Source organism: Prevotella sp. HUN102, from assembly GCF_000688375.1.
In the GTDB taxonomy this organism is placed as follows: domain Bacteria; phylum Bacteroidota; class Bacteroidia; order Bacteroidales; family Bacteroidaceae; genus Prevotella.
Genome location: NZ_JIAF01000004.1, coordinates 2,235,707 through 2,249,504 on the forward strand (window position 1 = coordinate 2,235,707; position 13,798 = coordinate 2,249,504).

The 13,798-nt window shown below is 50.7% G+C and carries 12 protein-coding genes and 1 pseudogene; 12 read left to right on the forward strand and 1 reads right to left on the reverse strand.

Features of this window, described 5'->3' with window-relative positions; translation table 11 throughout:
- The first annotated feature begins 231 nt into the window (after window positions 1-231).
- Window positions 232-522: a hypothetical protein gene (locus tag P150_RS0115020; protein WP_028898417.1), complete on the forward strand. Its 291-nt coding sequence runs from the start codon at window positions 232-234 to the stop codon at window positions 520-522.
- Window positions 506-661: a hypothetical protein gene (locus P150_RS17745; RefSeq protein ID WP_155953030.1), complete on the forward strand. Its 156-nt coding sequence runs from the start codon at window positions 506-508 to the stop codon at window positions 659-661. Before P150_RS0115020 ends, P150_RS17745 begins: the two co-directional genes overlap by 17 nt.
- 329 nt (window positions 662-990) lie before the next feature.
- Here the strand turns inward: P150_RS17745 and P150_RS18070 are convergent, their stop codons facing one another.
- A complete protein-coding gene (locus P150_RS18070) occupies window positions 991-1,212 on the reverse strand; it encodes a hypothetical protein (protein WP_231477619.1) in 222 nt (73 codons plus the stop codon).
- Between the two features lie 261 nt (window positions 1,213-1,473).
- On the opposite strand from P150_RS18070, the gene P150_RS0115025 reads away from it, so the two are divergent.
- From P150_RS0115025 to P150_RS0115065, 10 genes and pseudogenes are all read left to right on the forward strand, one after another.
- Entirely contained in the window at window positions 1,474-4,479 is a 3,006-nt protein-coding gene (locus P150_RS0115025) for a hypothetical protein (RefSeq protein ID WP_051617650.1), read from the forward strand.
- 171 nt (window positions 4,480-4,650) lie between these two features.
- The gene (locus tag P150_RS0115030; RefSeq protein ID WP_155953031.1) at window positions 4,651-7,524 is read left to right on the forward strand and encodes a hypothetical protein; all 2,874 of its coding nucleotides are present in this window, start codon (window positions 4,651-4,653) and stop codon (window positions 7,522-7,524) included.
- 40 nt (window positions 7,525-7,564) lie between these two features.
- Window positions 7,565-8,014, forward strand: a pseudogene (locus P150_RS18235) (TonB-dependent receptor plug domain-containing protein); the annotation flags it as partial.
- Window positions 8,015-8,302: 288 nt separating this feature from the next.
- Window positions 8,303-9,772 (forward strand): TonB-dependent receptor plug domain-containing protein, encoded by a 1,470-nt coding sequence (locus P150_RS18075; protein ID WP_369793338.1) that lies wholly within the window; start codon window positions 8,303-8,305, stop codon window positions 9,770-9,772.
- The gene (gene traN, locus P150_RS0115040) at window positions 9,773-10,666 is read left to right on the forward strand and encodes a conjugative transposon protein TraN (RefSeq protein WP_028898420.1); all 894 of its coding nucleotides are present in this window, start codon (window positions 9,773-9,775) and stop codon (window positions 10,664-10,666) included. It begins immediately after the preceding gene.
- 1 nt (window position 10,667) lies between these two features.
- A complete protein-coding gene (locus P150_RS0115045) occupies window positions 10,668-11,252 on the forward strand; it encodes a conjugal transfer protein TraO (RefSeq protein ID WP_028898421.1) in 585 nt (194 codons plus the stop codon).
- Window positions 11,252-12,106 carry a toprim domain-containing protein gene (locus P150_RS0115050; protein WP_028898422.1) on the forward strand — a complete coding sequence of 285 codons (855 nt, stop codon included), beginning with the start codon at window positions 11,252-11,254 and terminating at the stop codon, window positions 12,104-12,106. Before P150_RS0115045 ends, P150_RS0115050 begins: the two co-directional genes overlap by 1 nt.
- 20 nt (window positions 12,107-12,126) lie before the next feature.
- Window positions 12,127-12,588, forward strand: coding sequence for a DUF3872 domain-containing protein (locus P150_RS0115055; protein ID WP_028898423.1), 462 nt, complete (start codon window positions 12,127-12,129; stop codon window positions 12,586-12,588).
- On the forward strand, window positions 12,572-13,081 hold the full coding sequence (locus P150_RS0115060; protein ID WP_028898424.1) for a lysozyme: 510 nt from the start codon (window positions 12,572-12,574) through the stop codon (window positions 13,079-13,081). Before P150_RS0115055 ends, P150_RS0115060 begins: the two co-directional genes overlap by 17 nt.
- 122 nt (window positions 13,082-13,203) lie before the next feature.
- Window positions 13,204-13,722, forward strand: coding sequence for a hypothetical protein (locus P150_RS0115065; protein WP_028898425.1), 519 nt, complete (start codon window positions 13,204-13,206; stop codon window positions 13,720-13,722).
- The last annotated feature ends 76 nt before the right edge of the window (window positions 13,723-13,798 follow it).

Consider the following 13,798-nt stretch of genomic DNA (forward strand, 5'->3'; position numbering starts at 1 on the left):
AACTTTCTTCCCAAAGACACCGACTTCGGAGGTGTCTTGCCCTCTGCAAAAGCAAGAGTTCGGAGTTACCGAATTTATTTCGAGTAACGCAGGACATATCTTGCTATTTGCTCCGGCGCAAATAAATCCGTCCGTGAAGGACGGAAGTCGAGTCTCTCAAAAAAGAACGCTTCATGCTTCGAAGGCTTCGGCCTGCCGCTTGGGTGCAAAGTTACTAAGCCTTGTGCCTAAATGACTTACCTCTTACAGAGCCACAAATACGCAAATCGGAGCCACAAGTACGCAGTTAGCAAAAAGGGTGGAAAAAGAGCTTCGAAGGCATCTATATTTGCCCCGTCGAAGAGCAAATCGAAGATGTCCGCCATCGCAAAAGTCCCTGATTGGGATGCATTCCTTTTCGAGGGGATGTACGGCGAATACGGATGGAACTTCGACAACGCAATCGAAGGGATGTATCTGCGAACGACGGTACAATTGTCCCGACGCAGGCAGAGGGAAATCCGCGATGGGATTCCTGAATGAAGGGATGGACGATTCCACTTCTTATGCAGGCGAGGACAGCCATCATCATCGACACATATCCCTCTCTGACAAACGGGGTTCCCAGAACGTCGGCACATCCGAACAGGTAAGAGGACCAGCGTTGGAATGGATTAACTGACACGGGCAGATTCCCATGATAAAGTATATGTAGAGTAAAACTCTAAAAGACAATGATATGTACAAGGGTCTTTCATTGTCTTTTATGTTTTTATCAGTTGAATAATGTTCCGTCGGATAGAAACTCGTACCCGTTGGACTCGCAACTCTCTGCAAAGAGTTGATACTCCATATTTTGATTTTATGCGGATTCCAGAGGTGAGGGAGCCAGAGTTTCCATTTTTCATATTCTTTGTCCTCGTGTTTCCGACATTTTTTTGCGTATTTCCTTCGGGTCGGTCGTTTTCGTTTCAGGGGCTTAAAAAGGTAGGGCTTAGGACAAACAAGGTTTTACGGCGAGAATACTACCTGCAATGAAATGGAAGTGTGGAGATTGTCGTCTAAACGGCTTGCCGCCCCGACCTTTTTTGTCCGTAGAAGCCCGGAACTACCTTTGCCGCTGACAACGAACAACCGATCCCGATGCGAATACATAGAATGGAAGGTGGAGAGGAACACCGCAGAGGACAGAGCGAAAAAATGAAAGGCAGCCTTCACAAGAAAGGCTGCCATAATCATGGGGAATAAGGCGAAAAGAATGAAAGTTGTTGTCTGAACAGACAACTATTAGAAAAGAAAAACGGAGGAAGTTTCGTCTTTCTCCGTAGAAAATGTTACCTTTGCAACAGGTTATTCGAGTTATGCAAAGCGTTGTATGTCATTGCAGAAGATAGGTCGCCAAATCATTACCTGCTGCATTTCATAACTCATAAGGCTGTTCATAGCCAATTGCTTAGACTTAAATGATAGATTTTTTGAAAGAATATATTTATAGTGAAACAAATTACATTTAACTGGCTGTTGCTGCTGTTGGTAGCAGTAGTGCCCGGTCAGAGTTGGTCGCAGTCGGCCCGAATCTTTGACCCTTATACCCCCGAACCTCTTCCTGTAGATGCTCCTGCTTGGATGTCAGAGATTGCCAAAAATCCTTCTTCGGCCAACTTCCGAAAGATGGATTCGCTCTTCAGGGCGTGGCTGGCCAATGACGTCGACGCCCGCGTTAAGACGATAGAACGCAAGCCGGCGGTCAACTTCTATCGCCGTTGGGAAAAGGCCTATCGTCCTTACGTGGGCGGCAACGGTCGTATCGTGCTTCCCACCTTCGACCAATATCTGGCCCGTCTTGATGCGCACAACGCCACTCTGAGGCCCACCACACGAAGCGGTTCGGGCGCAACGGCCCTGTGGCGGAATATCGGACCCAATGCCACTTACGAGCATAAGGAAGGAGGTTGGCAGGAGAAGGATGCCCAGGTGTGCGTGTATCGCATTGCCGTGGCACCCACCAACCACAATGTGGTCTATTGCGGTACGGAGACCGGAGTGGTGTTCAAGACCACCGACAAGGGAAAGACATGGAAGGCCTGCCGTGGCAATCACGACTTTGGAGGGTCTGTTTTTGCCGTCCATGTGTCGCCTGCCAATGAGAACATCGTCTATGTGGGCGGCGGACAGAGCCTTTGGAAATCTACTGACGGAGGTGAGACGTGGAATCGCGAACCCGGAATCCAAAACCGGGTCAACAGCATTCGCATCAATCCTAACGACCCTTCTCACATCACCGTGTGCGCAGGCGTACGCGATGATGCTTACGGAGGCTTCTTCGTTTCGCGCGATGGTGGCAGAACCTACCGTCAGACCTTGAACGGTATCGGGCACGACCACGAATTGCAGCCGTCCAACCCCTTGCGTATCTATGCGCTTGTTAAGCCTCAGGGAGGCAGCGGTTTTCAGTTTTATATCTCCGAAGACGGTGGCGAAACCTTCAACTCGTCGGCGCTTCCCGTGTCGCCTGTGGCTGCCGGAAGGCTTGCCGTGAGCGCGGCTCCCGGTGGCAAAGACTATGTTTATGCCCTAGTTACCCGCTCGCTTGGGGGGTACGACATGGGTGTCATGGGTGGCGCGGGCGAGCCATACCTGCTCAGAAGTACAGACGGAGGAAGGAACTGGCACGACCAGACCACCCGGAACGGTGGCTCCGACTGGAAGAACACCTTTTCCAGTTTTGCTGATTTGCCCAATGGCGGGCAGGGCTATTTCGATATGACGCTTGGCGTTTCGAGCACCAACCCCGACCATGTCATCTATGGTCTCTGCAACGCTTACCGCTCTACGCAGGGCGGCAAGGGCAGTGCCAGTGCCAATGCCATCGGCGGATATATCAAGTATGACTACATGCATCCTGACATTCAGGACATTGCCGTGGCCGGCAATGACACGTGGATCGTGACCGATGGTGGTGTCAAATACTCTGCCGACTTCTTTGCTACCAAAGGTGAAAATCGCCACAGTGGTATCTATGCGGCCGACTATCACGGCTTCGGGCAGGGATGGAACGAGGACATTATGGCCGGCGGACGGTGGCACAACGGCGACGTGCTGCACGCTTCGGCCTACGGACAGGGTAATACGCTCCACGTGGGTGGCGTGGAACAGTCTACCGGACACGTCATGCTCAGCAGACCACGCAAGGCCTATTTCTCCGACGCAGCCATGGTCATCGCTCCCGAATCCCGCGGAGGTAAACCGCAGTTGTCTTACAACGATATGTCCAAGAAGCCCTACGAGACCCTTCGCACCAATGGAGAGATTGCCTTTGACCCGCGCTTTGCCCGCCGGTTCATCATGCGTTCTACCGAAAACGATGACGAACTATACCTCACTGAAGACGAGGGGCGTACGTTCCGCCGTCTTTACAGCACCGAGGGCGAGATGATCTACAGTTACGCCTTTGCCCGTTCCAATCCCGACTATATTTATCTGGCAGGGGCTTACAATATCTTCCGTTCGACAGATAACGGGGCCAGTTGGGATATGTTGCCAACCCGGGCCTTCGACATGGATTATGTGGGTTCGGTGGCATCAAGCATCGCAGTTGACCCGAAAAACGAAAACAAGGTATGGCATGTGCACAATAACCGGCCCGGTTGTGTGGCCTATACGCCCGATGGAGGCCATACATGGGTCAATCCGCTTTCGCCTGCTTTGAAGAACCGCGTGTTCCAATGGGTGGTGCTGGCCGGCGATGAGCACAACGGAGTGTACCTGGCTACCATGGACGGTGCGTCGGTGTTTTACAAGGACGACACCCTCACAGACTGGATAGACTATTCGGATGGGCTGAATCCGGGGGCACGCATCACACGTCTGGCGCCCTTCTTCAAGGAGGGAAAACTGCGCGCTGCTACCAACCAGGGCATTTGGGAGGCACCGCTGCGGAGGCCTCATTTTGTGCCTGTTGCACAGCCCATGGCACTTAATTTGGGAAATGGAAACCTTATGGCAACACCGCAAATGGAGGTGCAGTTTGACAGTTATTCCATTGTCAATCAGGATAAAGCCAAGTGGGCTTGGTCGTTTTCTCCTGAACCCGAATGGGTAAGCGATGCCACTGCACGCAATCCCCGCGTGCGCTTCGGTCGCCCCGGTGTTTACGATGTGACGCTTCAGGTCACCACCCCCGAAGGTACGCACTCGCGTACCATGCGCCAACTCATCCGTACCGGCAACGCCGCCACAGACATTCAACAGCCCGAAGGCATTGCGCCTGAGGTAAAAATGGTTGGAGTGGGCAGCGAACTTCGGCTGGCCATCAGTGGCTTGCCCGTGGCTAAGACGTTCACGCTTCACAATGCCAAGGGAGCCTTGCTGCGCAGACTCTCTCTGTCTGCCACCGACACAGAGGTGCGTCTTTCCACCGGCGGGCTTGCTCCCGGCGTATATCTCTATGAGTTGCGCACTGCCGATTTTAAGCAATTCGGAAAAATTCTCATTCAGTAAATATCTGTTTTACCTTAGTTTCTTTAATTTTTTATGATGATGAAAAAATATATTCTGACCCTGTTCTGTTGCACCGCACTTAGCGGGATACATGCCCAGGAAACCAAAACGACTGATGCTCTTTATCAGCCTTATAGTCCGGTAGGCCTTCCTGTTGGTGCGCCTGCATGGATGGCGGAGTTGGAAAACATTGATACGCTGAACTATTATCGCATGATAGATCGGTTCATAAAGTTCCAGCAGGACAATCCTTCCATGCAAACCAAGACACCGCTCAATAAACCTGTGCTCAACTATTTTTACCGCTGGCAGAAAGCCTACGCGCCATTTGTGCGCCCCGATGGCCGTATTGTGGTGCCCCGGCAGACTGATTATGTGGCCAAGGTCGATGAAATCAATGCGGTTGCAGCATCTGCAAAGCCTGCCACGCGCGCTCAGGGCCATGCTGCTTTGGAGCCTTGGAAGGTCATTACGCCTATCAATACTTATCATGTTGATACCAAAAAGGTGCGTGCCTGGCAGACCAACGTGCAGCGTTTCGATGTTTCTCCGCAAAATCCAAGCATCATTTATGCCGGTACGGAAACCGGACTGGTGTTCAAATCCGTAGACAAGGGACTTCGTTGGAACGTCTGTGCAGCAAATCATTTCTTTGGCGGCCCTGTCAATTCAATCGAAATCTCTCGAAACAACTCCAATAAGGTGGTCGTAAGCAGCGGTTCTTTGGTTTGGATGACGACCGATGGCGGTACAAAATGGGAGAATATCACGCCGGCGGCATTCCGTAACGTGTTTACACGCGTGCATGATGTCGTGATACATCCTGTGGATGACAACATCTTGTTGATGGCCAATGACAGGGGTATCTATAAGTCTGCCGACAATGGTAAGAACTGGAAGCAGGTAGATTCGGGCCGATGCTTTGACATGAAGTACAAGCCAGGTGACCCCAATGTGCTGTATTCGCTGATCACAAAAGATGGAACGATGGTATTTTGCAAAAGTACCAATGGCGGAGAAAGTTTTGAAAGGCATAGTTTGGGTGATGTTTCTCCTTTGGCATCTGGCCGTATAGGCGTATCTTCTGCTCCTCAGGGAGAGAATTATATCTATATTCTGGCATGCAAGCTTGAAGGGACGAATTCGTTCAAAATACCGTTTTTCAGCGGTTCTCCGGTATTGTTTAAAAGCAAGGACGGGGGTAATCAATGGACTGCGAACGAAAATATCGGAAGCCAAATGGAGTCTTTCGACAAGTGGGGAGGCCAGGGATTTTACGACCTTGTGGTACAACCTTCTCCCAAAGACCCTGAAACGATTCTGTTTGGACTGCTGAATCTGTACCGCTCTACGAATGGCGGAGAGACAATAACCAATGTCGGAGGCTATTACGGTAAGTTCGATCTCCACTGTGATATGCAGGATTTGAAGGTGGTTGGAGAAGAGACATGGCTCTCGACCGATGGCGGAATCATATTATCCAACGACTTTTTCGACAATCATGCAGAGCCCCGCATCAATGGTATTTACGCCTCAGAGTTCTGGGGATTTGATATGGGATGGAATGAAGATGTGATGGCAGGTGGCCGCAATCACAACGGCAACATGGTGCAACTCGACCGTTATAAGGATGCGGCTATTAGCGTAGGAGGCAGCGAGGTTTCTACGGGATATGTCTTCTTGAGTAATCCACGCAAAGTTGCTTTCTCTGATTATGGCAGTTGTTACCTGCCGGATGACTGGAAGGAACAGTTTACCCCGTTCACTAATTACGAGACATTCCCACTTGAAAATGCAACCTATGGCATCGGCTTTGAGTACGATCCGCGCTATGCCAAGAGTTTCTATATCAACCGAAGAGAGGAACCGAAGTCGTTGTGGAAGACGGTCAACGATGGTGAGAGTTTTGTGCAACTCTATACTTTCAGCGAGAATGTGAGCGGCTATGCCGTATCACGCGTCAATCCTGATGTTATCTTAGTAGGTACGGTTGGGCATATCTACCGCTCTGAAGACGGAGGAAAGTCCTTTGTTCTACTTGCTGATGTGCCCGAAGAAATGCGCAATTCTGCCAACTATAAGATAGCCATACATCCCCGAAACGACCAGGAATTTTGGGTGATTACGCATGAGTTGGGAGGCCTTTTCCGCACCAGGAATGGCGGCACTACATGGGAGAAGATGGACCAGAACCTGCAACTTCCTGCAACAGGGGAGAAGCAAATGGTGAGCCGTATTATTCTGACGGGCAATGACAAGAATGCCGTTTATGCCGTTGCAGGTGTGATGCGTACCTTGGATGAAACCTATAGTGTGTACCGGCACCGCATTCTTTATCGCGATGACACGACCAATGGTTGGCAGGATTTCTCCGAAGGATTGCCCCCTGTGATGACCATCACCCGCATGCTTCCTTTCTACAAAGAGGGACAAATCCGCATAGCCACCAACAATGGCGTTTGGCAACGCCCATTGGTTGACTCCGACTTCCGTCCGGTGGCACAGCCGATTGTGCTCTCTGCGGGAACCGGAGAAAACAAGAGCGAAGAGGAATGGCAGTTCGACAGTTATTCCATCGTCAATCAGAATCATGCCACCTGGGAATGGAAGTTTGTTCCGGAGCCCATTTATATCTCCGACAAGCATGTAAGAAATCCCAAGGTTCGTCTTGCCGCTGACCAAAGTTATGACGTAACCCTGACCGTCACGACACCCAAAGGAACGGATACAAAGACCGTAAAAAACATGATCAGGGGAAAGAAAGACGTACCTACGTCCATACAGGGACTGGAGGTTCTTGACAGGGATGTGGACTTCGACCGGCTGAGTGCGGCTTCCGGAGAGTCGTTCCGGCTGTTTCCGCGTGGTCTTTCCCAGGAACTTCGGCTGACGCTTTATGATGCCGGCGGCAAGGTAGTGCGTACTCTTGTCCTTACTCCCAATGTCTGGCAGGAACTCTCCACAAGCGGACTGGCTTCCGGTGTATACTTCTATGTTTGTCAAAGTGCAGAATTTAAAAAGTCCGGGCGCCTGGTACTCCGCTAACCTATAGGCCTTGTTATTTATGAATCAAAATATTTAATTTATGAAACACAATATTTTCTTACTGTCCTTCCTCTTTGCACTTCAGCCTGTTTGGGCCGTGCAGGAAGAGGAAATATTCGACAGTACGGCCATCCGTATAGATGAGGTGGTGGTGTCTGCCACGCGTTGGCCACAGAACTCCTGGCTTTTGCCACAACGTCTTGTGACGGTTTCTTCAGAGACTGTAGATTTCCGCCAGCCTCAGACAGCGGCCGACCTGCTTGGTCTTTCGGGTCAGGTCTTTATCCAGAAAAGCCAGCAGGGGGGGGGCAGCCCGATGATTCGTGGCTTTGCCACGCACCGTCTTCTCTACGCTGTCGATGGCGTGAGGATGAATACCGCCATCTTTCGTGCGGGCAATTTGCAGAATGTCATCTCCCTCGACCCCTTTGCATTGCAGTCTACCGAGGTTCGTCTCGGGCCCGGAAGCGTCATCTATGGCAGTGACGCCATTGGTGGAGTCATGAGTTTTCAGACTCTCACTCCTACGCTTTCTGCCGATGGGCTGCGCGTGCGGGGAAAAGCAGCCGTGCGATATTCCTCTGCCAACAATGAGCGCACAGGCCATTTCGACATCAATCTTGGCGGACGGAAGTGGGCATGGGTGACCAGTGTGAGCCATTTTCAGTTTGATGACCTCCGGCAGGGCAGCCATGGTCCGTCAGAATACCTCAAGCCATGGCTTGTAGAAACGGCTTCCGACGGTACAGACAAGGTGCTGCCCAACCCCAATCCACAAGTGCAGTCGCCCTCCGGGTATGGTCAATGGAATGTGATGCAGAAGTTACGTTTCCAGCCATCGGCCGCATGGGACTTCCAGTATGCCTTCCACCACTCCCAAACCACAGACTATGGCCGCTATGACCGCCACACCCGTCTGCGTAAGGGAAAGCCGCGTTATGCCGAATGGTCATATGGACCGCAGATCTGGCAGATGCACCAATTGACCGCTGCACACTTTACCGGCAACCGCTTTTTTGACCGCATGACGCTCCGGGCCGCCGTGCAGCATTTCGAGGAAAGCCGCATAGACCGTGCGCTCGGGAAGCCGTTGCGTACCACGCAGACCGAGAAAGTGAATGCTTACTCGCTCAATATAGACTTCGTCAAGGAACTTTCGGCCCACTCCTTATATTATGGTGTGGAGGGAGTGCTCAATGATGTAAAGTCGAGAGGCAAGACTACCGACATACATTCTCTTGCAGAAGCCCCGACTTCTTCGCGTTATCCCCAGGCAAAATGGACTTCGCTGGCTGCCTATGCGCAGACATTGCTGCGTCTGCACCGCAAGGTTAATATGGAGGTTGGGCTGCGCTACAACCACTTTTCCACACGGGCCGACTTTAACAACATCGGCATAGAATTGCCTTTTGCGCCCAATGTGACTTCCAATCACGGGGCTTTGTCCGGAGGAATAGCCCTGGTCTACACTCCGTCAGAGCAGAATCGTTTCACGTTCCATTACTCCCGTGCCTTCCGTAGTCCCAACGTAGATGACATGGGTAAACTCTTTGATGCCGTAGACAAGGCTGTCGTCGTACCCAATCCTGACCTGCATGCCGAGTACGGCCACCATTTCGAAGTGGGGGCTGAACAACGTTTGGGCCAGTGGTTGAGGTTGGGAGCGACGGCTTTCTACACCTATTTGGACAATGCTTTGGTGCGCCGGCCATATCGCTGGAACGGTCAGGACTCCATCGTTTATAAAGGCGAACAGAGTCAGGTTCTGGCTTTGCAGAATGCAGCCTGGGCACGGGTCTGGGGATTTCAGTTCCAGGCAGATGCCACCCTGCCTTTCGGTTTCGGTTTTAGATCCTTCCTCAACTGGCAGGAAGGCAAGGAGCAACTCGATGACGGCAGCACATCGGCCCTGCGTCATGCCGCTCCTTTCTTCGGAACGGCAGCCCTGTCTTATCGCCACAAGGCACTGCATGTGGAGGCTTATGCCGATTTTCAGGGACACCGAAAGTATGAAGATCTGGCAGAGGAGGAGCGCGGCAAGACGGAAATCTATGCTCTCGACGAACAGGGACATCCTTATGTTCCGGCTTGGCTGACGCTCAACGTCAAGGGTTCTTACGATTTTGGTCACGGTCTGATGTTGCACCTTGGACTGGAAAATATCACCAATCTTCGCTATCGTCCCTACAGTTCTGGCATCTCGGCCGCCGGCCGTAACTTCATGGCTGCGGTAAGTTACCGCTTCTGAATGAGGCTGGGCGCAGTCTGTGTCAACGCACAGGAAACGACTTCAAGCGGAGACCTCTATCAGGGGCTGACCCGCAAAATTGCCTTCGAGCGGATGATACCGCCCCACGGCTTGGAAATCACCTACGACAAGACGGTACACATCATCTTTCCGTCTGCCGTGCGCTATGTCGATTTGGGTTCGCCCAATCTCATTGCAGGGAAGGCGGACGGAGCGGAAAACGTTATCCGTGTGAAAGCGACGGTCAAGGACTTCCGTGAAGAGACGAACATGAGTGTCATCACGGAAAACGGTGCGTTTTACACATTTAATGTCAAGTATGCAAACGAGCCACTACTACTTAATGTGGAAATGGCAGACTTTATCCATGACGGAGCGATCGTGAACCGCCCGAACAACGCCATGGAGGTCTATCTGAAGGAACTCGGCAGCGAGAGTCCGATGCTGGTAAGGCTCATAATGAAGTCCATTCACAAGGAGGACAAGCGGACGGTGAAGCACATCGGCAGCAAGTCCTTCGGTATTCAGTACCTGCTCAAAGGCTTGTACTCGCATAACGGACTGCTGTACTTCCATACGGAACTGCGCAACAAGTCCAACGTGCCGTTCGACATCGACTTCATCACGTTCAAAATCGTGGACAAGAAGGTCGCCAAGCAGACCGCCATGCAGGAGCAGGTGCTGCTTCCGCTGCGTGCCTACAACTATGTTACCTGCGTGGCGGGACGGAAGAGCGGTCGCACGGTGTTCACGCTTCAGAAGTTCACCATCCCCGATGACAAACATCTCATTGTGGAGATGCACGAAAAGAACGGAGGAAGACACCAGTCCTTCATCGTGGAGAACGAAGATCTTGTTCGTGCAAGAGTAATTGACGAGCTCAAAGTGAAGTGATATGAGAAAGCTCGCATTTTTCCTGTTTGTCGTGTCGCTTGCCCTCTTTCTAGGGCAGGCACACGCCCAACGCTGTCTGCCCAAGATGAAAGGCATACGCCTGACCGCAGGCATGGCGTACGGTTTTTATTCCGCTTCCTCAAAGAATGAGACAGGATACTCGTTCGGGGCTTCGCTTGCCACCTACACGAAAGGCGGACATCAATGGGTGTTCGGGGTGGAGTATCTCCGCGGATACCATCCTTATCGGAATAGCCGTATCCCTGTGGAACAGTTCACGGGCGAGGGAGGTTTCTTCTGTAACGTGCTTTCAGACGGAAGCAAGACCTTCTTCCTCTCCGCAGGCATTTCCGCTTTGGCGGGTTATGAGACGGTCAATGGCGGAGAGAAACGGCTCTTTGACGGCTCGACGCTGCGCAATAAGGACGGCTTTATCTACGGTGGTGCCGTTACCTTGCAGGCGGAGACCTATCTGTCGGACAGGTTGGTGTTGCTGCTCTATGGCAGGGAGCGTTGCCTGTGGGGAGGCTCTACGGGACGTTTCCATACGCAGTACGGTGTCGGGCTGAAAATCATGCTGGACTGATGGACGCGCGACAGATGAGAGAGATTCCCATTGCGGACTTCCTGAACGCAATGGGGATTCATCCGACCAAACAAAAAGGAAACGCTTTGTGGTATTCCGCTCCGTACCGCACGGAGCGGACACCCTCCTTCAAAGTCGATACCGCCAAGAATGTCTGGTTCGATTTTGGAACGGGCAAAGGCGGCGACATCTTCGACTTGGCAGGAGAGTTTATCGGATGCGGTGATTTTCTCCTGCGGGCGGCATTCATCGCCAAGAGCGGAACGTGTCCGCTGCCTGCTTTGGAACAACCGCAAAGAAGCGAAAAGAAAGAACCAGTCTTCAATGATATTTGGGTGCGACCGTTGCAGGATGCCAAACTGCTGGGCTACTTGAAAGAACGGGGTGTCAATGCCCACGTTGCCATACCCAACTGCGAGGAGGTTCGATACCGTGTGCATGGCAAACGGTACTATGCCATCGGCTTTCGTAACGATGCCGGAGGATTGGAGCTTCGCAACCGCTTTTTCAAAGGCTGCATACCGCCGAAGGATATTTCCTTGAAGTGTAACGGCTCGGACGTGTGTTCCGTTTTTGAGGGCTTTATGGATTATCTCTCCGCCATGCAACTCGGTATCATCGCTTCGGATAGGCTTGTCCTTAATTCCGTTTCCAACGTGGAGAAGGCAGTAAGAGCCTTGCAGGGCTATGAAAGGATAGAATGCTTCCTCGACAATGACGATGCGGGGCGAAGGACTTTTCGGAGATTGCATGAGTGCTTCGGGGAGAAGGTCATTGACCGCAGCTCGCTGTATGCCGACCACAAGGATTTGAATGAGTTTCTGCTTTCCAAGAATGCAGGGAACAATGTATAACAACAAAACGATAACAAACAATGAAGAAGAAAATTGTAAACACAATATGGGTAATGGGAGTGCTTGCCCTCGCCGGGTTTTGTTTATCTGCTTGTAATCACGAGTTGGATATTCAGCAGGCGTACCCGTTCACGGTAGAGACAATGCCGGTGCAGAAGCACATCGTCAAGGGACAGACGGCGGAGATACGCTGTACATTGAAAAGGGAGGGCAATTTTGCCGATACCCACTATACCATCAGGTACTTTCAGAGCGATGGAAAGGGACGGCTGAAGATGGACGACGGCACGGTCTTCAAGCCCAATGACCGTTACCCGCTTACGAAAGAGGAGTTCAGGCTATACTATACCTCTGCTTCCTCCGACCAGCAGACCATTGATGTGTATGTCGAGGACTCGTTCTCGCAGACGGCAAAACTCTCGTTTGAGTTCAACAGTCAGAAGGACGAGGAAAAGGAGAGGAAGGATGAGGATAGGAAGTAAACTTGCCCTCTTGTGTCTTATCTGCCTTTCCTACTTCCGCCTTTCCGCTCAGGACGGAAGAAATCTCCTGCTCTCACTCCCTCCATTCGAGCGTGCCGTTGTCTGCATCAAACACTTCGAGGGCTTACATTCTTGGAAGGATTATCCCTATGTAGGTTACGGACATCGGCTTCTGCCCGGAGAGCGGTTCACGGCGGCGATGACAGAACGGCAGGGGGATTCCCTGCTTCGGGCAGACCTGACGAAGCGTCTGATGATGTTCAAAGACTACGGAAAAGATGCTTTGCTGCTTACCGTCCTGTCCTACAACATAGGAGCAGGCAGATTGCTGGGATACGGCAAACATCCCAAGAGCCAATTGCTGCGGAAGATAGAGTCGGGCAACAGGAATTTCTACCGTGAGTTTGTCTCTTTCTGTCGATATAAGGGCAAAGTCCTCAGAGGGCTTGTCAAACGACGAAGGGTGGAGTTTGCCCTGTTTTATATTCCCTGATTTCACAAAGTACACCCCTTGCAAGTTTTATCGGCTTGCAAGGGGCATTTTCTTGTTGTTTGATTCACCTTTCTCGTTATGAATGAGTAACTTTGCAGAATGAACTTATAAAAAGAGTTTTAATGAAAAAGAGAGAAGCACTCATAGCATTAGTTTCAATAGCAATATCTGGAATCCTGAATGAACCGATAATTGCTGCATTTAAGATGATTCCTTGGGATAAGATTACTTCTACAGAGAATTGGGAGTGGATATTCTTACCAAAAGTTAGCATTCTAAACATTATCTTCTTTATTATCTTACTGGTTACTGTTTACTACATAGCCTATCTGTTACTTATCAAGAGAAAGAATGTTGCAATAAACAAACTTAAATCGTTAAATTGTTTTGTCGATGACGAGAATCATATCAAAGTAACTTGGGATGTTGGCATAGGAACTATATATAATCATAATCCATTTGCATATAATATTCAATTCTTCTGCCTTCAGCATGGTGAACTTCCTCTGAGAATGCAAAATGGATGTTGCCAAGATTCTACATGTTCCAATAGTTCTTTATGTATAGATGAAAGGAGGGTAAAAAATTATATAGAATCTCTACTTTTGAAGAAACAACAAGAACTTAAAGGATTAAGTTGAAATACAATTTGATCGATAAAAGTTTTTCATCGGCTTTTTATAATTAACCTAAACGATAGGTGTAAAAAATTAAACT